At 27.4% G+C, this 25,021-nt stretch carries 29 protein-coding genes; 13 read left to right on the forward strand and 16 right to left on the reverse strand.

The features are described from left to right. Window positions 1–200: 200 nt before the first annotated feature. From B5E92_RS11630 to B5E92_RS11660, 7 genes are all read left to right on the forward strand, one after another. Window positions 201–977 carry a MurR/RpiR family transcriptional regulator gene (locus tag B5E92_RS11630; protein ID WP_087302372.1) on the forward strand — a complete coding sequence of 259 codons (777 nt, stop codon included), beginning with the start codon at window positions 201–203 and terminating at the stop codon, window positions 975–977. A gap of 124 nt (window positions 978–1,101) precedes the next feature. Continuing rightward, window positions 1,102–1,776: a LytTR family DNA-binding domain-containing protein gene (locus B5E92_RS11635; RefSeq protein WP_158095228.1), complete on the forward strand. Its 675-nt coding sequence runs from the start codon at window positions 1,102–1,104 to the stop codon at window positions 1,774–1,776. A 54-nt stretch (window positions 1,777–1,830) separates the two neighbouring features. Next, the gene (locus B5E92_RS11640) at window positions 1,831–2,622 is read left to right on the forward strand and encodes a Cof-type HAD-IIB family hydrolase (protein ID WP_087302376.1); all 792 of its coding nucleotides are present in this window, start codon (window positions 1,831–1,833) and stop codon (window positions 2,620–2,622) included. 85 nt (window positions 2,623–2,707) lie between these two features. Next, window positions 2,708–3,844 (forward strand): tRNA guanosine(34) transglycosylase Tgt, encoded by a 1,137-nt coding sequence (gene tgt / locus B5E92_RS11645; protein ID WP_087302378.1) that lies wholly within the window; start codon window positions 2,708–2,710, stop codon window positions 3,842–3,844. Continuing rightward, window positions 3,845–4,870: a tRNA preQ1(34) S-adenosylmethionine ribosyltransferase-isomerase QueA gene (queA, locus tag B5E92_RS11650; RefSeq protein WP_087302380.1), complete on the forward strand. Its 1,026-nt coding sequence runs from the start codon at window positions 3,845–3,847 to the stop codon at window positions 4,868–4,870. A 45-nt stretch (window positions 4,871–4,915) separates the two neighbouring features. Beyond that, window positions 4,916–5,563 (forward strand): epoxyqueuosine reductase QueH, encoded by a 648-nt coding sequence (locus B5E92_RS11655; RefSeq protein WP_087302382.1) that lies wholly within the window; start codon window positions 4,916–4,918, stop codon window positions 5,561–5,563. Beyond that, window positions 5,550–6,131 carry a hypothetical protein gene (locus tag B5E92_RS11660; RefSeq protein ID WP_087302383.1) on the forward strand — a complete coding sequence of 194 codons (582 nt, stop codon included), beginning with the start codon at window positions 5,550–5,552 and terminating at the stop codon, window positions 6,129–6,131. Before B5E92_RS11655 ends, B5E92_RS11660 begins: the two co-directional genes overlap by 14 nt. A gap of 7 nt (window positions 6,132–6,138) precedes the next feature. Here B5E92_RS11660 and B5E92_RS11665 read toward each other — a convergent pair whose 3' ends face one another. Next, window positions 6,139–7,506, reverse strand: coding sequence for an FAD-dependent oxidoreductase (locus tag B5E92_RS11665; RefSeq protein WP_087302385.1), 1,368 nt, complete (start codon window positions 7,504–7,506; stop codon window positions 6,139–6,141). A 119-nt stretch (window positions 7,507–7,625) separates the two neighbouring features. Between B5E92_RS11665 and B5E92_RS11670 the strand changes: the two genes are divergently transcribed. Next, the gene (locus B5E92_RS11670; protein ID WP_087302387.1) at window positions 7,626–8,042 is read left to right on the forward strand and encodes a hypothetical protein; all 417 of its coding nucleotides are present in this window, start codon (window positions 7,626–7,628) and stop codon (window positions 8,040–8,042) included. 24 nt (window positions 8,043–8,066) lie between these two features. Here the strand turns inward: B5E92_RS11670 and nadC are convergent, their stop codons facing one another. From nadC to B5E92_RS11730, 12 genes are all read right to left on the reverse strand, one after another. Further along, window positions 8,067–8,924, reverse strand: a complete 858-nt coding sequence (gene nadC, locus B5E92_RS11675) for a carboxylating nicotinate-nucleotide diphosphorylase (protein ID WP_087302389.1) — start codon at window positions 8,922–8,924, stop codon at window positions 8,067–8,069. Further along, window positions 8,902–10,203, reverse strand: coding sequence for an L-aspartate oxidase (locus B5E92_RS11680; RefSeq protein ID WP_087302391.1), 1,302 nt, complete (start codon window positions 10,201–10,203; stop codon window positions 8,902–8,904). The genes nadC and B5E92_RS11680 overlap by 23 nt, the downstream gene beginning before the upstream one ends. Window positions 10,204–10,216: 13 nt before the next feature. Next, complete coding sequence (nadA, locus tag B5E92_RS11685; RefSeq protein ID WP_087302393.1) at window positions 10,217–11,128, reverse strand: quinolinate synthase NadA; 912 nt, start codon at window positions 11,126–11,128, stop codon at window positions 10,217–10,219. A 167-nt stretch (window positions 11,129–11,295) separates the two neighbouring features. Beyond that, window positions 11,296–13,056: a molecular chaperone DnaK gene (dnaK, locus tag B5E92_RS11690; RefSeq protein WP_087302395.1), complete on the reverse strand. Its 1,761-nt coding sequence runs from the start codon at window positions 13,054–13,056 to the stop codon at window positions 11,296–11,298. Window positions 13,057–13,075: 19 nt separating this feature from the next. Next, entirely contained in the window at window positions 13,076–13,693 is a 618-nt protein-coding gene (locus B5E92_RS11695; protein ID WP_087302397.1) for a J domain-containing protein, read from the reverse strand. Then, on the reverse strand, window positions 13,693–14,526 hold the full coding sequence (locus B5E92_RS11700) for a DUF5685 family protein (protein ID WP_087302399.1): 834 nt from the start codon (window positions 14,524–14,526) through the stop codon (window positions 13,693–13,695). The genes B5E92_RS11695 and B5E92_RS11700 overlap by 1 nt, the downstream gene beginning before the upstream one ends. Window position 14,527: 1 nt before the next feature. After that, the gene (locus B5E92_RS11705; RefSeq protein WP_087302401.1) at window positions 14,528–14,920 is read right to left on the reverse strand and encodes a hypothetical protein; all 393 of its coding nucleotides are present in this window, start codon (window positions 14,918–14,920) and stop codon (window positions 14,528–14,530) included. 165 nt (window positions 14,921–15,085) lie between these two features. After that, on the reverse strand, window positions 15,086–16,009 hold the full coding sequence (locus B5E92_RS11710; protein WP_087302403.1) for a PD-(D/E)XK nuclease family transposase: 924 nt from the start codon (window positions 16,007–16,009) through the stop codon (window positions 15,086–15,088). 127 nt (window positions 16,010–16,136) lie between these two features. Next, complete coding sequence (locus tag B5E92_RS11715) at window positions 16,137–16,658, reverse strand: accessory gene regulator B family protein (protein ID WP_158095229.1); 522 nt, start codon at window positions 16,656–16,658, stop codon at window positions 16,137–16,139. Further along, on the reverse strand, window positions 16,651–17,844 hold the full coding sequence (locus B5E92_RS11720; RefSeq protein ID WP_087302407.1) for a hypothetical protein: 1,194 nt from the start codon (window positions 17,842–17,844) through the stop codon (window positions 16,651–16,653). The genes B5E92_RS11715 and B5E92_RS11720 overlap by 8 nt, the downstream gene beginning before the upstream one ends. After that, complete coding sequence (locus B5E92_RS11725; RefSeq protein ID WP_087302409.1) at window positions 17,841–18,536, reverse strand: LytTR family DNA-binding domain-containing protein; 696 nt, start codon at window positions 18,534–18,536, stop codon at window positions 17,841–17,843. The genes B5E92_RS11720 and B5E92_RS11725 overlap by 4 nt, the downstream gene beginning before the upstream one ends. A 40-nt stretch (window positions 18,537–18,576) precedes the next feature. Beyond that, entirely contained in the window at window positions 18,577–18,711 is a 135-nt protein-coding gene (locus B5E92_RS11730) for a cyclic lactone autoinducer peptide (RefSeq protein WP_087302411.1), read from the reverse strand. Window positions 18,712–18,966: 255 nt separating this feature from the next. Between B5E92_RS11730 and B5E92_RS11735 the strand changes: the two genes are divergently transcribed. From B5E92_RS11735 to B5E92_RS11745, 3 genes are all read left to right on the forward strand, one after another. Then, window positions 18,967–19,254 (forward strand): helix-turn-helix transcriptional regulator, encoded by a 288-nt coding sequence (locus B5E92_RS11735; protein WP_087302413.1) that lies wholly within the window; start codon window positions 18,967–18,969, stop codon window positions 19,252–19,254. 191 nt (window positions 19,255–19,445) lie between these two features. Beyond that, complete coding sequence (locus B5E92_RS11740) at window positions 19,446–19,994, forward strand: hypothetical protein (RefSeq protein ID WP_087302415.1); 549 nt, start codon at window positions 19,446–19,448, stop codon at window positions 19,992–19,994. A 99-nt stretch (window positions 19,995–20,093) separates the two neighbouring features. Beyond that, window positions 20,094–20,831 carry a hypothetical protein gene (locus tag B5E92_RS11745; protein WP_087302417.1) on the forward strand — a complete coding sequence of 246 codons (738 nt, stop codon included), beginning with the start codon at window positions 20,094–20,096 and terminating at the stop codon, window positions 20,829–20,831. A gap of 346 nt (window positions 20,832–21,177) precedes the next feature. On the opposite strand, the gene B5E92_RS11750 is transcribed toward B5E92_RS11745, so the two are convergent. Together B5E92_RS11750 and B5E92_RS11755 are read right to left on the reverse strand one after the other, a co-directional pair. Then, window positions 21,178–21,720, reverse strand: coding sequence for a Fic family protein (locus tag B5E92_RS11750; protein ID WP_204245274.1), 543 nt, complete (start codon window positions 21,718–21,720; stop codon window positions 21,178–21,180). A gap of 141 nt (window positions 21,721–21,861) precedes the next feature. Then, window positions 21,862–22,068, reverse strand: a complete 207-nt coding sequence (locus tag B5E92_RS11755) for a hypothetical protein (RefSeq protein ID WP_087302419.1) — start codon at window positions 22,066–22,068, stop codon at window positions 21,862–21,864. Window positions 22,069–22,283: 215 nt separating this feature from the next. Between B5E92_RS11755 and B5E92_RS11760 the strand changes: the two genes are divergently transcribed. Next, entirely contained in the window at window positions 22,284–24,347 is a 2,064-nt protein-coding gene (locus B5E92_RS11760; RefSeq protein ID WP_087302421.1) for an ABC transporter ATP-binding protein, read from the forward strand. Further along, window positions 24,331–24,681, forward strand: a complete 351-nt coding sequence (locus B5E92_RS11765) for an ATP-binding cassette domain-containing protein (protein WP_087302423.1) — start codon at window positions 24,331–24,333, stop codon at window positions 24,679–24,681. The genes B5E92_RS11760 and B5E92_RS11765 overlap by 17 nt, the downstream gene beginning before the upstream one ends. Here B5E92_RS11765 and B5E92_RS11770 read toward each other — a convergent pair. Beyond that, window positions 24,601–25,021: ATP-binding cassette domain-containing protein (locus B5E92_RS11770; protein ID WP_143357585.1), on the reverse strand; the 421-nt coding region annotated here is incomplete at its 5' end. The genes B5E92_RS11765 and B5E92_RS11770 overlap by 81 nt on opposite strands.

Genomic DNA, 25,021 nt, shown 5'->3' on the forward strand with positions numbered 1-25,021 from the left:
CTAACGTATCAAGGCTCATTCAATGGTAGTAAAATCGTAGTAATTTGAAGTATTTCAATCCTTGAATGTGCTGATAAGTACAGTGTTTTAGCGGACAATCAGATTTTTAGTTGTTTTTTCTAATAAAAAAATTCATAATATAATGAAAAAAACAACTAATAAAAAGGAGGGATAGCTAGTTAATTTACTAGCAATAATTTATGGCTGGCTTTATTTATAAACTACAAAATATTGTCAATATTACCCCAAATAACAATAACACTGATATAAATATTGCAAGATGCTTATTAAAAAATGTTGGTAAAATAAAAAAGAAAACATCTTTACAAGACATATCAGAACTTTGTTATACATCTCCATCAAGTATTAGCCGTTTTTGTCATAAAATGGGCTATTCAAGTTTTAATGATTTTAAAGCTGACTGTTTAGATGTCCAAGAAGAACTCGATGAAATGATTTTAGATAATAAAGCTTTTAAAAAAATCGATACATTTACATTTTTAAATAATATCAATGCTAGCTTTTTAGCAATCGAAACTGATAAACTAGAAAAATCAATAGATAAACTATGTGATATGATCTATGAAGCACAGCGCGTGTTTATATTTGCCACTCATATTCCTGGTGATTTAGCTAGCATCTTACAAAGAGCTTTATTAACAGCAAGTAAAAATGTTGAATTTTATCCTCAAAAAGAACATCAAATGGAATTAGTTAAACAAATTCGTCCTAACGATCTTTGTATTTTTATTTCTTTAGAGGGTACTTTATTAATGGAAAAAGCAATTACAATTCCTGCTATTATTTCATTAGCTAATATTGTTTTAATTACTCAAAATAGTCAAATTAAATTTTCACAACAATTTAGTGATACTATTGTATTAGGTAGTCATGATGATGAAAGCTTAGGTAAATATAAGTTATTATTTTTCATTGATTGTTTAATTAATCGATATTACAACAAATATGTTATTTAAAAACTATAATGATTTTGACCCGTTATGGGTCATTTTATTTTCCATAAAATCACAAATAAATTACAACTTTGTTAATTTAATGCTATAATAAATGCACTTATATTTATCTTTTAGGAGAATTATCATGTACAAAATTGCAATTATTACTAATGATTCAATAACTGTAAAAAAAATAACAACAAAAATACTTAAAGCATTTAATAATCATAGCGTTGATCCAAAAATCACAACTTATAATGATATTCAACCACTTAATTTAAATACCCATTATGATATGCTTATAATCGATAACTATCGGAATATCACTTTTGCAAAAAAATATCGTCAAAAACATTTAAATACCCATATTATATTTATTGCTAATAATCATGATTTTCTTTATATTCAGCCTATAAATGAAATCAAACAAAATCATTTACAATCAGATTGTTATCCTATTATTAATCATTTAACTCATAAAACAAATCATCATAATAACGTTTTACTTATTCAAACAAAAAGTGATTTAATTACCATCAAACATAACCAGATTATTTATTGTCAAAGTCAGGGGCATACTAGTTATATTTATACAACTAAAACAACATTAACTACCCGATATAAACTTTCACAATTAGAAACAATGTTAAATTCAAAAGATTTTCACTTAATTAATCAGTCATATTTAATAAATTGGCATTTTGTTTATCAAATAAAAAACAAAGATGTTTTCTTAACAAACGGCACTATTTTACATATCAGCAGGCGTAAGTATAAACAAGCTATTGCCTCATATCAAAAATATCTTATTACTAGATAATATTTTTCTTTGTTGCAAAAAATGTTTGTTGTATAATGCAACTAGGAGGCAAGCATGAAAACAAATAAAATTTTATTCTTTGATATTGACGGTACATTGCTATCAGAAACTACTCATACCATCCCGCAAAGTACTATTGACGGGTTAAAACAAGCTAAAGAAAATAATCACTTAATTTTTATCAATACCGGTAGACCTTATACTACTATCGATGATTGTATTAAAGATTTAAATCCTGATGGTTATATTTGTGGTTGTGGAACATATATTCGCTACCATGATCAAGTTTTATTTTCAAAAACTCTTAGTTTACAAAAATGTAAAAAAATTCGTGATCTACTTAGAAAAACAAATGTCGAAGGCGTTCTTGAAGGGAAAGATGGGGTCTATTTTGATAATTCTATTCGTCATCCTTTCTTACAAAATATAAAAGAAAATTATCAAGCCGTTCCAACATTTAAAGTTTCTACATTTGATGATGAAAATCTTTCATTTGATAAATTTGCAATCTGGTTTGATCAAAATAGTGATATTGAAACTTTTAAAAAAGAAATCAGTGAAGAATTCCAATATATAACTAGAGATCATGACTTTGGAGAAATTGTTCCTAAAGGATGTTCAAAAGCAACTGGGATTGAGTTTTTATTAGATTATTTTAATCTCGAATTAGAAGATGCTTATGTCTTTGGCGATAGTTTTAATGATTTGGCAATGCTTGAATATGTAAAATACGCTATTGTAATGGGAAATGGCAATCCCGAGTTATTTGACTTAGCTTACTTAGTAACCAAAAACATTGATGATGACGGCATTTATTATGCTTTAAAAAAATTAGAATTAATCTAGCGTTATGGATAATCATAGCGCTTTTTAAATTGTTTTTAATCTATGTTTAATGTATAATAGGTCTTGCTTTTAAAGGAGGAAAGATATGGCAGCAATAAGCTATGAATTAAAACATGTTTGTAAACAGTCAAATGCTCGTTATGGAATCTTACATACCCCTCATGGTGATGTAGAAACACCAATGTTTATGCCAGTAGGAACTTTAGCAACCGTAAAAGGAATTGCTCCTGAAATGTTAAAGGATATGGGTTCACAAGTTATTCTTGCAAATACTTATCATCTATGGTTACGTCCTGGTGAAGATGTTGTTGAAAAAGCTGGTGGATTACATAAATTTATGAATTATGATGGACCTATCTTAACTGATAGTGGTGGTTTTCAAGTATTTTCTTTAGGAAAAACAAGAAAGATTGAAGAAAAAGGTGTAACTTTCAAGAGTATTATTGATGGAAGTTCATTATTCTTATCACCTGAAAAGTCAATTGAAATTCAAAATAAATTAGGGGCTGATATTATTATGTCGTTTGATGAATGTGCCCCATACCCTTGTGACTATGAATATATGAAAAATAGTGTTGAACGAACTATTCGCTGGGCTAAACGTGGTAAAGCTGTTCATCATAATACTGAAAAACAAGCTTTATTTGGAATTGTTCAAGGTGGGGCTTTTCCTGAACTTAGAGAACAATGTGCCAAAGAATTAGTAGCGATGGATTTCCCTGGTTATTCAATTGGTGGTACTAGTGTTGGTGAACCTAAAGATGTAATGTATAAAATGGTTGAAGATGCTATTCAATGGTTACCAGAAGATAAGCCACGTTATTTAATGGGTGTAGGGAATCCAATTGATTTAATTGAATGTGCTATTCGTGGTATTGATATGTATGACTGTGTTTTACCAACAAGAGTTGCTCGTCATGGTGCCGTAATGACTAGTATGGGGCGTTTAAATATTAATAATGAAAAATTTAAATATGATTTTACCCCTCTAGATCCTAACTGTGATTGTTATACATGTAGGAATTATACAAGAGCTTACGTTCGCCACTTACATAAATGTGATGAGATTTTTGGTAAAACTTTATTATCAATTCATAATGTCAATTTCTTATTAAACTTATCTAAAGATATTCGTGAAGCAATTAAAAATGATCGTTTATTAGATTTCAAAGAAGAATTTTTAAAACAATATGGTCATGATGTTTATAAGAGGGCTTTTTAAATGAAATTAAGTGAATTTGATTTTAACTTACCTGAAGAATTAATTGCTCAACGACCTCTTGATAAACGTGACACTTCACGATTAATGGTTTTAAACCGCGAAAAACAAACTATTGAACATAAACATTTTTATGACATTATTGATTATTTACAACCTGGTGATATTTTAGTTAGAAATAATACTAAAGTTATCCCAGCCCGTTTATTTGGTATTAAAGAAGAAACTAATGGACATGTTGAAGTATTATTATTAAAAGATCTTGGTGATGATACTTGGGAATGTTTAGTGGGAAATGCGCGAATTGTAAAAATTGATACTGTAATTACTTTTGGCGAAGGGTTACTTAAAGCTAAATGTATTAAAATTAAAGATGAAGGAATCAGAGTATTTAAAATGATCTATACAGGAATTTTCTTTGAAATTCTTGATCAATTAGGTACAATGCCATTACCACCTTATATTAAAGAAAAATTAAATGATCAAAATCGTTATCAAACTGTATATGCTAAAATCGAAGGAAGTGCTGCCGCTCCTACAGCTGGGCTACACTTTACTGATGAAATAATTGAAAAAATCAAAGCTAAAGGCATTGAAATCTTAGATGTTACTCTTCATGTTGGACTAGGAACATTTAGACCAGTAAAAGTTGATGATATCTTAGACCATCATATGCATAGTGAATTTTATATGATTGAACCTGATGTTGCAAAAAAACTTAATCAAGCTAAAGCTAATGGTCAAAGAATAATCGCTGTTGGAACAACTTCAACTAGAACTCTTGAAGCCAACATTAAAAAATATGGAAAATTCACAGCAACTCATGAAAATACTGATATTTTTATTTATCCTGGATATCAATATGAAGCTATTGATTGTTTAATCACTAATTTCCATTTACCAAAATCTACTTTATTAATGTTAATTAGTGCTTTTGCATCTAAAGAATTTATCTTTAAAGCTTATCAAGAAGCAATTGATAAAAAATATCGTTTCTTTAGTTTTGGTGATAGCATGTTTATTATTTAAGGGAAGTTTTTAGAAACTTCCTTTTTATTATGTTATAATGTTATCATGAAAATTAATTATGACTTAAAATTTAAAGAAGAACTAAAAAAAATAGGAAACACACGTCCTACATTATTACTACATGTATGCTGTGGACCTTGCAGCAGTAATGTTTTAAAAGAAATCTGCAATCTTTTTGATATTACTATTTACTATTCAAACTCTAATATTTATCCTAGTGAAGAATATTATCGTCGATATCATGAATTATTAGATTTTATTACTAGATTCAATAATGATTTCAATCAAAATATTACTGTAATCGAAAAAACATATCAGCCTAAAGAATATTTAAATGATATCAGCAAATACAAAGATGAACCAGAAGGAGGTAAACGTTGTTATCTTTGTTATCAAAAAAGAATGGATGACGCTTATAATTATGCTATTAGCCATAATTTTGATTACTGGACTACCGTTTTAAGTGTATCACCACATAAAAATAGTCAATGGATCAATGAAATTGGTGCCAGTTATCCACAAGAGCAAACTAAATTTTTATTTAGTGATTTTAAAAAAAATAATGGCTACTTAAAATCAGTCCAAATGGCAAGCAGTTATAATTTATATCGCCAAAGTTATTGTGGCTGTGTGTATTCTTATCAAGATATGTTGAATAGAAAAAAGGAGCGTGAAAATAATGAAGCCACTTAATATTTATGGCAGCAAACCTTTTTCTAAAAGCGATTTTGCTGGTTGTTTACTTTTTGCTGCTTTTTTCGCTTGGGTAATAACTTCTAATTTGCATATTGAATCACTAATTACTTATTTAATTATTTTATTATTTATTACGTTGGTTAGTGTTATTTTACTTTTTTATTGTAAGGGGCGAAAAATTTTTCTGTTTTATAATAGCTATATGCTATATCGAGAAAATATGGGAATTATTGATATTATTAAATTAATGTTGATTAAAAATAGGTCTGATTTAATTGATGATTTTTTTGATAAACGTAATTATATTAATATTAATTGTTTAAAAATTTATATTAAAAATATTGATGCTATTTTAACAGAAGAAAAAGGGGTTGAAGCTGAATTTCAACTAATATTCAATGATCAAAAATGCTTTAATTTTCGTCCTGAAGATACCAAAGAAGCTTATCAAAAGTTTTTAACACCATTTTTAAATTATAATGTATATATCGATGATCCCTATGATTTAGTTGATGGTATCTACCAGCCGTTAAGATTAACAGAATATTTGAAAAAGACACAATAAACCTGGCTTAACCAGGTTTACTTTTTTTTAATGAAGATGTAGCTGGTCCATTTAATAATTTACCATAACAATTATAGATTGAACCATGACAAGGACAACACCATGTTTGATCTTGTAAATTAAATTCAACTACACATTTTAAATGCGGACAATACGGTGACATATAAAAAACTCGATCATCAAAATCTCGATAAATCGCTAATAAACGGCCACGATGCCGTACTACTTTTCCTTCACCAGCTTTTAATTTAACATCTTTAGCCACAAAAATGCGATTTTTAATCATTCCATGATAATTATTTTTGATTAACTTAACAATATCACTACCGGCATGCAAATAATTACCATTACCAATAGCATATAACGAAGCATATTTACTATCTTGATAAACTATTAAGTCATAAATAATCTTACTTGCAACATGACTTAAAGTCATTCCCCATTTATCATAACCATAACTAACATATTCATAATCATTTATTTTACCAATATATGGCAATTTACGTAATGCTTTAGTATCTTGTCCATACCAGGTTTTTTTAGCTAATTGATCAATAACTAAGCAGTGCTGATTATCGACTAATCGCTTAGAATAATTTGTTGTTAAATCTAAAACGCTATTACTATTGCTTTGGATATTTTGATAACTTATATGTTCACGTTCTTGTAATAATCTAATAAAATAACCATGTTGTAAATTAATTGGATAGCGTGTCATCCAGATTGCTTTTTTTGTTTTGATAATAAGATTATTTACTTTCAAATTAACTAAATTGTCTTCGATAAAACTATCTCTAACTAATGAGTGTTCATAAATTTCAATATTATTACAAAACTGTAATAGCCCTGCTAAATATTTTAAAGGATGAAAAATAGCCTGATTGTTAAGTCCCATAGAAGCTTGATACCCTTCTAGTTCATTTTCTAATACATCAAAGCCCCATTTTTTTAACATGGCTATTTGCTCAATGATTTTTTCACTGTTTTTTTCATCATTAGCTCCAATATAAGAAATATTCTCCTGATAGTCACAATCAATTTGTTTTTCGTCAATTATCTTTTTAATTTCACAAAAAGCTTCATAATTAGATTCTAAATATTGCTTGGCTTTATTGATATTATATGCTTTTGCAAGTTCACTATAAATTGTGCCATGTAAATATGTTACTTTACCAGTAGTGTGCCCTGTAGTTTGACTAGCGAGGGTATTTGCTTCTAATAAAGCTACTTTTAAGCCACTATTATTTAAACAATATGCCAAAGTAATTCCACTCATTCCCCCACCAATGATAACTACATCATAATTTGCTGCTTTAGTTATTTGGGGATAACTATTTAGTTTAACTGTTTTTTGCCAATAAGATTGATTCTCCATATTTTCACCTAGTTTATTTATACCCAAATAAATTAAATTTAAAAAGTTTTTAAATAAAAAGTAATTTTTAATATTAAAGGGTATATAAATAGTAGCTATATAAAATTTAGGAGGTAAACATGGAAAAAAAGCTTTCAAATTTATTTTTTAAAAATTTACTTATTGAACGTAATTTAATTCCATTAATTATTAATCAAGCTCTATTCAATGGAAAAGACTATATCAAAAATGAAGATTTGCTGGATATTGATATTGCATTTATAAAAGAAGAGATTGAAATTATGTCTAATAAAATTCAAAATTTTGATCTCATTGTCAAAAGATTTGCTAATCAAATATTTTTATTAGTTATTGCTAAATATCAAAGTGATATTGATCAGGATATTTTAAAAATTTATGAACGTCTTTGCTATGAATCGATTGCTACTAAAATAACTTTAATAACTTTATCTGATGATAAATTTAAAAATCTTCAACCAAATGTTTATACTTTTGTTATTATCCACAGTGAACCAAAAAAACAATTATATAACTAAAAAAGTACTAACTATAGTACTTTTTTATTCAATCGGTTTTAAGTTTTTCATTGAAAAATCCAAGATTGGTGCATTATATGTAATTGCTCCTGATGAAACAAAATCAACACCAATAGCCACAATTTCTAGTAATCTTTCTTCAGTAACATTACCAGAACATTCAGTCTGTGCCTGATGATCAATTAAGGCAACAGCTTTTTTCATCGTTTCATTATCCATATTATCAAGCATGATAATATCAGCTTTAGCTGCTATTGCTTCTTGAACTTGTTCTAGTGTTTCTACTTCAACTTCGATTTTACGCACAAATGGTGCATATTCACGAGCTAAAGCAACTGCTTTTGTAATACTTCCAGCTGCACCGATATGATTATCTTTAATTAAAACACCATCTGATAAATTATAACGATGATTAGTTCCGCCACCAACTTTTACTGCATATTTTTCAAATATACGGTTATTAGGAGTTGTCTTACGGGTATCTAATAATTTTGTTTTACTACCTTTTAAAATATCAACTGATTTTTTTGTATAAGTAGCAATACCACTCATTCGTTGCAAATAATTTAAAGCAACTCGTTCACCAGATAATAAAACTCTAATATCACCAATGACTTCACCAATATGATCACCATTTTTAATAATATCTCCATCATGATATGTTGTTTTAAATTGACAATCTGGATCTAATAATTTAAAAGTTCTTTCAAAAACTTCTAAGCCACAAATAATCCCATCTTGCTTACAAATTAAATCAACACGTCCTAATTTAGGCTCTTTCATAATGGCATTTGTTGTAACATCTTCACTAGTAATATCTTCTTTTAAAGCACTTAAAATATATTCATCAATATTAACTTTAAGATTTACACCATTTATCATAAAATTCACCATCTTTTCTTTTAATCTCATCCATAATTAACTGTTTGTTTTCTATTGCCAATTTTTCTTTATCATAATTATCTAAATTGATAATTCGATCAATTAATAGTGTATCATCGATATGTTCACTAATTTTTTTAGCTGCTCTTTTAGCAAAAACTAAGCTTTCAAGCAAAGAATTACTAGCTAACCGATTAGCACCATGGACTCCATTACAAGCTGTTTCACCAACGGCATAAAGATTTTCCATTGATGTTTGACCCCAAGTATCTGTTTTAATTCCACCCATTAAATAATGTTGCGCAGGAACAACAGGAATTGGGTCTTTAAACATATCATAACCTTCTTCCAAACATTTTTTATATATATTTGGAAAGCGGTTTTTTATTTGATCATGATCCATATGAATTACTGATAAGTAAACATACTTTGCATTATATTTATCCATTTCCGCCTTAATAGCATTACTAACAACATCACGAGGCAATAATTCGTCAACAAAACGTTCCATCCGTGGATTTAATAGATATGCGCCTTCGCCACGAACTGATTCACTTATTAAAAAACTACGTCCTGGCTTAGTAGTATATAAAGTAGTTGGATGAATTTGAATATAATTTAAATTTTCTAATTCGATGTTATTTCTTAGTGCAATAGCAAAACTATCACCGGTAATGTGTCTAAAATTTGATGAATGCTGGAATAAACCACCAATTCCACCAGTAGCTAAAATAATCATTTTAGCATTAATTTGCATTACTTTACCATCTTTTTCAACTACGATACCTGTTGCGACATTATTTTTATTTATAATGTCTAACATTGTAGCATTTTCAACAACAGTTATATTTTTACGCTTTTCAATTTGCATTATCAATTTGGAAGTAATTTCTTTACCAGTAACATCTTGATGATGCAAAATCCGATACTGTGAATGTGCTCCTTCACGGGTATAGGCTAAATTCCCTTCGCTATCACGATCAAACTCAACGCCATAATCCATTAAATCTTTCATAATTTGTGGTGATTGTTGAATCATAATCTTAACAGATTCTGGATTATTCTCATTACGACCCGCTTTTAATGTATCTTGATAAAAAGCATCAAAGTCATCAGCACTTTTTAAGGTACAAATACCTCCTTGTGCCAAATAAGAATCACTATTTTCTTTTTTATCTTTAGTAATCATTAAAATTTTTAAATTTTCTGGTAAACAAAGTCCAGCAAAAAGACCCGCTGCACCAGTACCAACAATTATTACATCATAATTATCATCCATGTTTTAGCCCCTCTTACTTAGCAAGTTCATGCATTCTTTCTAATGGTTTTTTTGCTTTAGCCATAAACTCATCATCTAATTCTACTTTGTTTAAACCATATTTTAAACAATCCCGTACTTTTTCCAATGTATTTTTCTTCATATTTGGACATACAAGTTTCTCACTAGCTAAATAAAACTTTTTATTTGGATTTTGTTTTTCCATTTCATGAATTACACCAACTTCAGTAACAACAATAAACTCATCATGTTCATTATCATTAGTTGCATAATCAATGATTCCTGATGTACTACCAGCATAATCTGATAATGCAACACATTCAGGTTTACATTCTGGATGGATTAAAATTGGTGCATTTGGATGCGCTGCTTTAGCCTTTTTTAAATCCTCAACAGTAATTTGATAATGGCTAGGGCAGTGCCCATCACAAAATAAGAAATTCTTTTCAGGAAACATTTTAGCAATGTGATGCCCTAAATTTTGATCTGGTATAAATAAAATATTTTTATTTGGTAAAGCTCCAACAATTTTTTTAGCATTTGATGATGTAACACAGACATCTGATAAAGTTTTTATCTTAGCTGTTGAATTAATATAACATACTACACACAAATCATCATATTGTTCTCTCATATTATTGATAAATTGTTCATCAACCATATGAGCCATTGGACAATCTGCATTTGCATCCGGCATTAGTACTGTTTTATTAGGGCTTAATAGCTTAGCACTTTCACCCATAAATTCAACTCCCGCAAAGACGATAACATCTTGTGGACAGTCAACAGCTATTTTTGATAAATAATATGAATCACCTAGATAATCGGCAATATCTTGAATTGCACCATCAACGTAATAATGTGCTAAAATAACAGCATTTTTTTCTTTTTTTAATTGATTAATTTCTTCGATAATTTCCTTCATTAATCTATCCCCATTCACTATTCTATGTTAGGTATAAATATCCCATAAAACTATTATAATGTCAAGTGAAAATATTAACAAGACTTATTTAAACAATAAAATAATCTTTTTTAGTTATGAAAAAACAGATTACCAATGTGACTTTTGATAATCTGTCATTACATTTATTATTTTATTGATAACAATTGTGCTGCTGTATTTTCTAAATTAATTTTAGCACTTTTAATTTCATCATACTTAGCTTGATCACATGTTTCAAAATCAACTTTCTTAATTAACTTTTTAAAACTTGCTAGTTCATTTTTTATCATTGATTTTGTTTGTTTATCAAGTTTTTTACCATGTTGTACTAAAGCAGAATCAACTTGCATTACTAATGTTTCAACTTCATTTTTGAATACTAAACGTTCTTTTAATAGCGCATCTTGCTGTTCGAACTGTTTGGCTTCTCTAATTGCCTGTTCAATATCTGATTCTGACATATTTGAAGTATTTTCAATAGTAATACTTTGCATATTACCACTAGCTAGATCTTTAGCCGAAACATTAACAATTCCATTGGCATCAATGTCAAATGTAACTTCGATTTGCGGGACCCCACGCATCGCTCTTTTAATTTTTTTCAATTTGAACTTTCCTAAGCTTTTATTATCCTTAGCTAAAGGACGTTCCCCTTGTAAAACATTAATTTCTACTTGAGTCTGGAAATTACCAGATGTAGTAAAGATCTGACTGTGACTTGTTGGAATCGTAGTATTACGTTCAATCAATGGTGTTGCTACACCGCCAACAGTTTCAACAGATAATGTAAGTGGTGTTACATCCAATAACAAGACATCAAAATTACCAGTTGTTGTTAAATCACCTGATAATTTACCACCTTGAATACTAGCTCCTTGAGCTACACATTCATCAGGATTTAAAGATTTACTTGGCTCAATCCCGGTAATTTCTTTAATTTTTGCTTGAACTGCTGGGATTCTTGATGAACCACCAACTAAAATAATTTTATTTAACTCACTTGGAACTAACTTAGCATCATTTAAAGCATTTTGCATTGGTAAAACAACACGATCAACTAAACCTTTTGTAAGCTCATTAAATTTATTTCTAGTAATTTCAACCTCTAAATTTTTAGGTCCGGTACTTGTATTTGTAATAAATGGTAAATTTACAATTGTTGTAATCATAATTGATAATTCAATTTTAGCTTTTTCAGCTGCTTCATTGATTCTTTGCATTGCAACCTGATCATTACTTAAATCAATTCCTTCAGCTTTTTTAAACTCTTCTAAAATATATTTAGCAACTACATCATTAAAATCATCGCCACCTAAATGATTATCACCTGAAGTAGATAATACCTCAATTACCCCATTTCCAATTTCGATAATTGAAACATCGAACGTTCCACCACCAAGGTCAAAAACCATTACTTTTTGGCCATAGCTGTTTTCTAAACCATAAGCCAAGGCAGCTGCCGTTGGTTCGTTAATAATTCTTTTAACATTTAAACCAGCGATTCTTCCAGCATCTTTTGTTGCCTGACGTTGAGCATCATTAAAATAAGCTGGTACAGTAATAACTGCATCATTAATTGGTTCATGTAAATAAGCTTCCGCATCAATTTTTAATTTTTGTAAAATCATTGCTGAAATCTCTTGCGGACTATAATTTTTACCATTGATTCTTTTTCGATAATCTGTTCCCATTTCTCTTTTTATTGAAACAATAGTATTTTGAGGGTTAGTTACTGCTTGTCTTTTAGCATTTTCACCTACTAATCTTTTACCATCATTTGTAAAAGCAACAATACTAGGTGTCGTTTTATTTCCTTCGGCATTAGGAATAATGACAGCTTTGCCATCTTCCATATAAGCCATACAACTATTTGTAGTTCCTAAATCAATTCCAATTACTTTACTCATTAATTAACATCTCCTTTTATTAAAAGCAACAACAACTTAATAAACAGTTAATCATCATGATACTATAACAACATTGAATCGGATCACCAAATGGCGAACCATATGTTTCTTGACCTTGTTGATACTGTCTTTGTCCCCCACGGAGCTGTTGTAATAATAACATATATTGCAAATTACCTGGTTCCATTTGCGCAGCTGTTTGAGCATATTCAACTGCTGTAATGTTATTACCAATTCCATTCATAGCAATAGCACTATAATAGAACCACATTGCATTTCTTGTTTTAATCTGATCTAAAACATTTAAAGCTTCTTGATATCTTCTTGCATTTATAAAACCAGCCACTTCATTAAAAGCACTTTGGTCATTTGTATATTGATATTGATAACTAGATTGTCCGTTATACCCCGCACTTTGACTATTACCATATGTTCGATTAGTAAAGCCTTTTTTACGCTCATCCATAATCGTTTTATATGCAGTCTGTACTTCTTTAAATTTTTCAGTATACGCTGCTTGATTAGGGTTGTTGATATTAGCATCAGGATGGTATTTTTTACTTAGCGTACGATATGCTTTTTTTACTTCATCATCAGTTGCATCTGGTGATATTCCTAATATTTGATACGGGTTCATCATTTCCTACCTTCCAATCGTTTTTGTTTAACCATTTCATATCTTGTCCATACCCCACCATATAAAATATTTCTTATTAGTGAAGCATTTTCAATAATCGGTAATCTTTCAAAAGCCATTGTAGCTTCTGAAATCATTAATTCTAAAATTTCTTTACTTCTATTTTCAAAATCATCTGTTTGATACAATTCTTTAAAAGGATTAAAAGTTCCTTTTTTTAAATCACTTTCTATATCTTCATAAGCATCTATAAAATAAATAAATTTTCCTAAATAAAAACCAAGATGGTACAACTCATCATACCATTCATCATTTTTATAAGCACATATTTCGCCCATAACTTTACCAAAATGATTAGATATTTCATCAAGATTAACCTTATCTTGCTTTTCAGATAAATTTATTTCCTGTAAACAAGCCTCAATCTTAGCTACTTTATCAGGATATTCATCCTTTACTTCTTGATAAGCTTTATTAATTAACTTCTTATAAGCTTGTTTAGAAACTTTTCGTTCATCTTGCCAATCATCTTCACATTTAAAATAAGTTAAAACTATGGTCATCTTAGCTGCATAATCAACACATTCGTTATAACGGGTTAAATGTTTTTTCATCGGATGAACTATACAACGTCTTTGTTCAACCTTTGTTTCTGGTTCATATAATCCAGACAATAAGATACTAATAAAATTTAAATCAAAATTCAAGGAAATTTGGGCTCTAGCCCCATATTTTTCCTTTAAGACTTTACATAAGCCACAATAATAAGAATGATAAACATCATATTCCTTAAATTTTAATTCTGGTTTGTTAACAACTACATAGCCAAACATCTTACGTTCTCTTTTCAAATTTATTTTGACAGCTTGGACAAGTAACAATTACTTTCCCATGTCCTTTAGGTACCCGTACTTTTTGTTTACAGTTAGGACAACTAAAATATTTATGACTTGGATCTTGACGATTCATTAATTTTAACTCTAACCATCTGCTTAACGGTTTAAAGAAATTTAAATATTTTTCATTTTCACGATTACGAGCAAAAATATTTTTAGAAAACATTCTAAAAATTGCAATTAACCATGAAGCATATGCAATAAAAAGAATTACTGGGCTTTGAATAAATAAAGTAATAACAAAGCAAGCAATACAAATGATCATTAAAAAACTATTTAACTGATCTATCCCATATCTTCCTTGCATAAATGCATTAAATCTTTCTCTCATTACTATTCCCCATTTCAATGTATTCAGTATATTTATCAAATATTAACTATTAATGAACTGTAAATAAAAGTTTTATTAAATATGGCTATTCATCAACAAAAAAGAAGTGTCATTATTAACTGACACCTCAATCCTTACAAAATTTCTAAAACACAGCTTTTACTCTTATTTTATCATAGTCAAAATTTCTTCTAGTGGTTGATCGCTTGCTAGCATCTTAAAAATCAATTCATACTCACCAACTTCTAAGTTAGCTAAAATATCAATATCCTCATCTGGATATTTTATCTTAAATAATTGTAATGTTAAATTTTTAATCTCTTCTTTTTTACCAAGCTCAATTCCTTCTTCTTTGCCACGCAAATAATTAGCTTTCATTTCACTATTTTTGGCTTGAATGTTTAATTCCCGATTATATGCTGCCAGCCTTAATTCTTCATCCTGATTGAATCTTTCCATCTTGTCTTTCATTATCCCGATCACCTTCATCTTCTCTAGCCCCATTATATCATCTGTTATTCCATTTGCAAAGATATAGATCGCCAGCTCCAATTCACTGAACTTATCTAAGCCCTTATATTCTTCAATTACATTGATATATGGTAATTGGACATAGACTCTCGTCGTTAGATTGTTCTTTTCCAGTTTTCCTTTTTTATTTCGGCTTTGATATGTATCATATAGGGTTAGATTATCACTATCAACATCATTGATAAAGATTATCTGATAGACTGGATTGATGTTTTGATAACGGTCTCCCTTTTTTTCCTGCTGGCTTAACAGTTTAGCTCCATATAATTGAAAACGATGGCGCTGGGTTGGTGAAAAGATTGAATTTTGCATTTCAATATCAATCTGTTTACCTGAGGCTACGGTTACTCTAATATCTAAGATCATATCTTTATCTTCAACATGGTTACGGCTTAAATCGGGATTTAATACTTTAATATCATGACAGTCGATCTTTAAAATACCTTCAATAAACAGTTTTAATAAATAAAGAGAGTCATGATCTTGATCATTAGCTAATGAATATTTAAAAAGAACATCACTTTTAAAATCATAAATCTTTTTATCTGTTTTTTTCATAAAAAACCTCCTTTGTTATTTATATACATTTACAAAAGAGTTTTTTTCTTTTATTAATTGAATTAAAATTTTGGGCAATAAAAGAAGTGCCATTATTAACTGACACTTCTAGCTTTTATAAAATATATTAACCTACAGTTTTTTTAGTAATCAAATTTTTTATTTTAACAAAAAGATAAGATACACTGTTTAAAAAGAATACATAAGTAATAACTAGCTGGTATCTATCAATCAATAAACAATATAATAAAACCAGTCCTGTTAAAATACATTTATATACCCAATAATGTTCATCAAATAAATAATTAATAATGGCCACAAACATTAATACCATTGCTACAACCATAATTATCCGATTAATAAAAATATCTGATAACATAAATAATATGATAGCTTCACTTGTCGTTAAAAGATAACAATTTACAGGTGTTTTAGAATGATAGCCACCCAATAGCATTCTTATTGGTGTGTAAAATATCAAATACAGTATCGAAAACTTTAAATCTATTAATAACCAGCCAATTACAAATACACTAGCCATACATAATAGATTAAAACCAATTACAAATACACCATAATCACATACTTCTTTATCTTCATCACTAATAATATTCTGTTTTATAAAATACTGACTTATCTTATCAATCATCATCTTGCTCCATTTTAAAACTTATTCTAATTCCTCTTATTTGACAATCATCCAGGTTATACATAACAGGTAACCATGGGTTTTCATCTAGAAACATTTTTAATTCATCTAAATTAACTATTCCATCACGATAGATCAATTTAAACAATACAAAGCCATTTTCTTCACTAATATCAATTTTCAAATACTTACATTCTCTAAAAAAATCCAATGTTCTTTGAATAAAATTTATCAATCCCAAATCATCATAAAATTGATTCTTGTTAATCAATACAATATTACTAATATCGATTCCAGTCATTACCATCTCATTTATTTTTACACTATATAATGTATCAAAAACATGATTCCCAGTATCAATAACCAATTTGTGCTTTAAAACCTGATTTTTATAATAATCAATTATCTTATCTATTGATTCATAGTCCTGTTTCTTTAAATATTCCTCAATTTTAAAGACAGTATAAAACAAACGATGATCCAATGCCTCAATTTCATTTTTCACATTATTTATCGCATAATATTTTTGTCTTTGAAATTCTTCCTGTTGCTTATCTTTGATTAATTGCATCTTTTCACGATGTTCTTCATTAATTAAATTAACGATATACATAAACATAATACATAAAATTAACAATAATATCTCATTCAGCTCAAAGAAAAAAGCACTATTATTACTGAATAAAGTTCTATAAAACATACTATAAAGTAAAATAAGCAAAATCACTTCAAAAACAATAACTACTTTCCACTTAGTTATTTCCAAGGTCAATGCTAATTTATCTTTATATTTTAATAAGATAATATTTCCAAATAACTGCAGTATTTTACACAAGATACATTCAATAATATATGTATCTTTAAAAGTAAACAAATCACAAATATACACACTTATAACAATATAAATCATAAGCAGTGCATTTTGAATTAAGATAATATATACATGCTTAAATGTTACACTTTTTGTAAAAATATAAATAGAAATAATTATTACAATCATAATAATGAATGATAAAAAAATACCATAATAATTAGCAAATTGAGATATTTCTAAAATCAAAAAATCTATTAATGTTGTAATAAAAATAAATTTATTTTTACTTTCTTTAAAACCAAAAAAATCGGCAATAAGCCAAACCAACAATAAAGATTCAATAAAATTAATAATTGCATTAAAAAGTATCATTTAAGTAAATACTCCTGATAAAATTGATCAAATTTATTTTTATAAACTCTGCCAATTACTAAATCTTCATTGTTCACCATGATTAAATGGCCTTTTCTATATGATGTCAAATAATCGATATTAATAATAAAAGAACGATGAATCTGAATAAATTTGTCATTTGGAAGTAATTGAGCCCAGGCTTTGAGAGTTCGATTATCAAAATGCATTCCATTAACAGTAACTATTTTTATTTTATGATCTTGACTTTCCAAATAAATGATCTGATTTAAAGATATTTGGGTTCTACTCATTTTATAATTTAAATCAATAAATGTATCATTGTTTTGAAATTCTTGATCCACTATTGAATAAAAAATATTTAAATCTTTTTTATAGCTAGTTTTTCTAATAAAATAATAAGCACGTAAATTATATGAATCATGAATTAAATCATTATGAGATGAAACAAAAATTATATAACAATTCTTTTGATTTTGTTTTATTCGATTAGCCAAGTCATAACCATTAATATTGTTTAAATCAATATCAATAAAATAAAAAAGATATTGATTAGCATTAATTAGATTAAAATAATTATCATCTATTATGTCTATTTCAACATCTTCATCATATTTACAAAAGTGAATCAATAAATCATTCTTCATTGCCGTTGCAAATTGAAAATCATCATCAATTATCACTAATTTCATTCTAATCCCTCCCTAATACATCTATTTTAACATAGCCAGACTATTTTTTTTGATATTTCTGTAATTTTTTTGGACATTCAGGTTCGTAATGACCATAAAGTGATGTAGTTGCTACCGCAAAAATTGCCGCAAAATTTACAAGACCAAATAATACTTTTAACATTTTAGTTTTCATATAATTCCTCCTGATAGATAGCTAAATTATTTTTGATTTCATGAAGTTAAACCACTTTATCCCAATTAGCTCAACTTAATAATTATGTATTAGGGGGTCATAAATTATTTTTTGCTATCTAATCATCATTAATAATTACATAATTTGACCAATTTTGTAAATATTTTACTGAAATAAATATTTACTTCGTAAACGACTTTATCTGACGGTTTTACCGTTATAAATTATCGTATCCTCTATTCAAGGAGGTACTTTATGACTTTTGGAAAAGATCTCAAAAAATTTCGTGAAGAACGCAAACTAAGTAGAAAAGATGTAGCGCAAGCATTAAATATTTCCTATTCAACATTAACTGATTATGAAAATGATAATATTGATATTCCCTTATCAAAAGCTATGAAATTATTCAATTTTTATCGAATAAGCTTAGAAGCATATATGATTACATCTGAAGAATATGTCAACATTAAAGATCTAAGTGATGTATCCAAAGATAAAATATTTACTACTATTAGAGAAGACCAGCTAAAATATAAAAAATAGTTACCATTTTGAATCAAGAATATTTTATTCTTGATTTTTTTGTTATTCACGTAATTATGATGTCGTACGGTTAATTTTTTACTATCTAAATAACTAAATTGATATTATATATATGTAAAAAGAATTATGCATAGTTTAAAGATTCAACTAATTCAAAGCAATTTCATTATTTTATTAAAGAAGGTGATTTAATGAAAAAACATCGTTTATTAATAATTGGAATCTTATGTATTTGTATTATAATAACTCTTATTTTTATCTGGTATAAACGAACTCATAAATTTTCTTATTTCTTCACCTCAAACGAATATACTATTGAACAAAGTAAATCTGATAAAATCATTAAATTTAATCTTGATTTAACAAATCCTGAATCAGAGATTGATCGAAAAATTGAAATTGATGATAACTGTTACTTTGAAATTGTTGCATTACAATTACAAAGTAATAACCAATATACCATAGTTTTTGAAAGTTACGGGAACAATGTTGATAATCCTAAATATATCTATACCGCTAATTATTATAATTTTCAAAATGATAAAGTATTTATAACTAGTAAAACTGATTTAATTAGTAACAAAGATGAAAACTGGTATTATTCTTCAAATACTTATTTTCAAGATAATGGTGATAGTTTTGGTTTTAATATTGAAAGTGAGATTGTGAAAAATAAAGAAAATTGTATGATTGAAATTTCAAATTTAAATTATATTGAATTTAAAAAAAAGATTGACTAAAATTTTATCATCAAAGAGATTACCTACTAAAAATTTATTTTTTAACAACATGCATAGTTTTTATTACATATTTTACTTAACCGAATAGAAAGAGATAACATGAAAAAACTAATAAGTATTATGTTAATTATTACTTTATGTAATATTAATTTTATAAACATCAAAGCCCAAGAAAAAACGTTATTAGATTACTCAAAAAACGAGATAATTGCAATGTCTGATGAAAAATATTTAGATTTATATGGAAAATATTATATAGATGCTTTAGAAAAAAGAAAAACTGATACAGAAATCAAAAATGATTTATCAAAACTAGGAATAGAATTTTCTAAACCAGAAAAAATATCTACTAGATCTGTCAGTTCTGATATTGATTTGAATGTTACTTTTTCAAGAAGATCAGGTCAGGCATATACCTATGTTTCAGCTGTAGCAACCTCAACTACAACTCTTGTACTGCCAGGAACAGGAGATTGTATGTCTATCGAATGGGAACCTGCTAAAGGATCTTATTATAGTTATTCAGATACGCAAAATACCACATTAAAAGATTATTCTAAGAGAAATAATGGTATATTAGTATTTAATATACAAGATATTAAAATGACAAAAAAAGGAGATTATGCTCTAGCTTCAGCATTAATAAAATTTAACAATAACTCCAATAAAGGTAGTATAGGTATAAAATATATACATACCTATAATTCTACTGCACCAACTTTAACAATAGGTGCTAACCTTGCTTATTCTTCAGGTTTAGTGAGTGGTGGATTAAGTATTGGTTTGACTATTTCTTATAACAACTCTGTTTGGCAAAGAGCAGCATTATTTAATTAAAATGTATCCTAATATATATAATAAGTTATCAAAGAAATTTTTGCTTTACAAATTTGAGTTCTACTGTCAATCAAAAAAGATATAATTTACCAAAATAAGATGATAAGTATCTACTCATAATATTTAGTTTTTAATAAAAATAGAACAGAGAAATAAATTCTATATTTACTGCCTCTTCCATTAAATTAAACATACTGTTCTCGTAATAGTTCTACATTTATATCGAAGTTATAAATTCTCAAGATAAATAGTTAAGGGGAAAGACTAAACCTAGTCTGTCCCCTTTCTCCCCGCCTAGAATTATTGGTAATCAAAGCTATAATGATTCAAAGTTATTTTAAGATTACTATTGTACGAAAATCTTGCGATTTCGCACACAATTCGCACGGACTAAAGCATTTCTAAAATACCAGGCATTTTCGGCAAAGATGTCATTAGTTGCAGAAAAACCAAGTGTTCTAAGATATTTAATAAAAAATACCGCTGTTGTCCTTGTGTTACCTTCGCCAAAAATATGAATTTGCCATAGTCTTGAAACAAATATCACAAGATGATGGATGATTTCATCCATTGATAGACCTCTATAACTAAAGCTTTTTCCCTGTGAAAAGTCATATTCAAGTGTTGCTCTAAGCTCTGAAGCACTATCATATATCACATTTTCACCGTTAAGTACCCACTCTTTCTTAGTTATATTGTAATTTCTAATCTTCCCAGCATGACTATATATTCCCTGAAAAAGTTTACAATGGATGGAAATATATTCATTAGGCGAAAATGAAAACGCAGTTTCAGAAAGTATCTCGGCAATTCGAGAAGATACTTTATCCGCTTCTTCTATGCATTCTTCATCTGACAGATGTATAGGTCTTTCCTTATAATTAATTATGTCATTTACTTAAAAACTAATAAAATAATATTTTTCTCATCTTAATAATCAAATATCATAAGCAAAATATAAAATACATCTTCAAATTACTTTAGATAATTAAAAACATATGTCATATTTCTAAGCAAAATGATGTCAATATCATTTAAAAACAACTTGTAACCCATTGCTTTCAAAATCATCTAGATTATATTTATAATTATAATAGTAGAACTTATCATTCATTAAAAATTTTCCAATTTTTTCAACGTCAACTTTTTTAATTAATACAAAATTGATTTTCAAAATAAAAATAAAATTATTAACATTAATTACATCGGTTATCAAATCATTAATTTTATTACTCAATATCACATCATACATAATTGCGATATAAATAATTAGATGTTAATATAAAAATATAAGCAGAATTGATTTTAAAAAAGTAAATATTACTACAAGTAAAATATAAATATAATAAAAACTAACAATCCACATACTTCCCCAATTTATAATACTACAAATTTAAACAATATCATAAATGATAAATATGCTAGGATATATTTATTAACAAGGAGAACAAGATGTTTAGTTTGATCAAATTGAAGAAATTTAATTTTAATTATGGAAAAAATACAGTGTTTAGTGATTGTGATTTTGAATTACCAGAAAATGGATTAATAGCTATTACCGGTAAAAGCGGTTCAGGAAAATCTACTTTATTAAAAATAATAACCGGACAGTTAGATATTGATCAAGAGTGTATTGAATCACAGATAGATAAAAATGACATCATATATGTTGATCAGTTTGCATCATTGAAAAAAGATATAAATATTAAAATGCATTTTAAGCTTATCAGTGAAATTTATAATCGTAGTTTTGATTTAGAATTAATAAATAAAGCAATGATGAAGGTTGGATTAAATTATTTAAATTTAGATATTTTAGTTGGCAAACTTTCGGTTGGTGAAAGAAAACGATTAGCAATAGCTCTAGCACTATTTGCTGATGTGAAGTTACTAATCATTGATGAACCGACATCATCTCTAGATTTTACAATAAAACACCAATTAATGGAATTGCTTAATGAAATTTCAAAACATAGAACAGTTTTAATAGCTACCCATGAAACTGAATTTGATGATTTATACGATTTTAAATATGAAATTAGTGATAGAAAAATAAATTTAATTTTTGGTAATAATATCACAAAGAATGAAATTACAAACAGTAACAATTATAAACGTAATTTATTTAAGATAAGTAGATATATAGGAACTAAAGAAAAAATCGGCTTATTGGTTCTTGTAGTTGTATTATTATTTGTCTCTAATTTGACTGTTTTTCAACAAATACAATTAATTTTTGAATCTCAAAAAGTTTCTGAAATAACAAATAATATGACAAAGAATAACATATTTGCTACATTTGAGTGTGTTGATCGTGATTTATTGCCATCTGACTATACATATTCTAGTTACTATGATACTGGTGCTGAAATTAATTTAGAAACAGTTTCGAAAATAAAAGACACTGACCATGTTATAAATGTATATCCTTATTATCAATTGGATAGTACTGATTATTTTACTCGTCTTAAAGATGTTGATAATACCATATCTAAAGTTACAATTTTAAAAAATAATCAGGATTTTATGAGTTTTGAATTAGATAGTTCCAAGATGTCTACTCCTTCAATAGTACCATATTATGATGAAGAGATAATTAATAATAAACATTTATCAGGAAATTATATTAACGAAGATGCTGCTAAAGAATTAAATCTAACTGAAGAAGATTTTGAAGACAAAATAACATTATCAATAGAAGTTGGTATGCCGATATGTTCAACAATTGCCAATGATCGTATAACATATTTTGAAAATAATGTTATGCAAGATACAAGTTATGAATTTGTTGCTAATAACATTATTTATGATAAAAAAACGGTTACTGTTGATATTGATGGAATTTTAAGTAACAAAGAATATGAAAATTATTATAATAGTAATGGTATCGGTGGTTTGATATATGTTAATTATAATGAATTAAAAGATATTGTAGCAAGTAACAATACTAAAGATATAAATTCAAGAATAAGTTTGCATGAAGAACAAAATGAAGAAATAACAGATTTGATTCCAAGTAATTATAATATTATTGTTGATGATGTTAATAACATCGAAAGTGTTAAGGATCAAGTATTAAAACTAAATAAAAGATTATTAACATATATCCCATATAGTTATTATGATGAAGTAGTATCAACGCAAAATAGTAATATCAATAATTCAATTATACTAACAATTGCATATAGCTTATTATCGGTAGCAGTAATATTAATGATTTTATATCGATATAATACGACTAGAAAGAATGATATTGTTTTTTATCAAGGGGTTAGTTTAGATAAAGATGAGATTATTAAGCTGTATTCCATTAATATGTTAAAAGCAATGATAGTATTTTCTTTAATGAATATATTTATTTATTATATGCGAATTGATTATATCGGTGTATATTTCAAAGTTAGTAAAATGTGGTTGTTTTTTATTTTTGCTGTGGTTAGTTTAATAATTGGGATAGCTATTTTATGTATCAATTATTTCTTTATAAGGTATATCGTTTATGATAAAGCTAAGTAATATAAATATTAGTTTTGAACGACCTATTTTTATTAATGCACAAATAGAATTAACCGCTGGAGCATTTAATGTTTTAATTGGAGAAAGTGGCTGTGGCAAAACAACATTATTAAATGAAATCGGCTTATTAAACGAAAAGTTAAATAGTGATTATTTATTTTTTGATAACAAATTAAATGATCATAGTGATTTTGCACTTAAACGCAGAATTGATATAGGATATGTTTTTCAAGAGAATTATCTTTTTGAAAAATTAACAGTTAAAGAAAATATTATCTGCACTAGCAATAACTCTTTTATCATGGGTTACAACAAATACGATAGTTTCATTTGAATGAACAATTTGTTGTATCACGTCAATAACTAAATAACAGTTTTCCTGATCTAAATATGATGTCGGTTCATCAAATAACAATAATTTAGGTTTTTTTGCTAAAGCAAAACTAATTGCCACTCTTTGTCGTTCGCCGCCAGATAATTCATTAATTTTTTTATCTATTAATTCTTGTGTTTTTGTCTTGCTCAATAATTCATATACTTCATCATCGTTTAATTCAATACCTGATAAGTTTGCAGCAAAAATAATATTTTCTTTAACTGTTAATTTTTCAAAAAGATAATTCTCTTGAAAAACATATCCTATATCAATTCTGCGTTTAAGTGCAAAATCACTA

This window comes from Erysipelatoclostridium sp. An15 (genome assembly GCF_002160675.1).
In the GTDB taxonomy this organism is placed as follows: Bacteria; Bacillota_I; Bacilli_A; order Erysipelotrichales; family Coprobacillaceae; genus Thomasclavelia; species Thomasclavelia merdavium.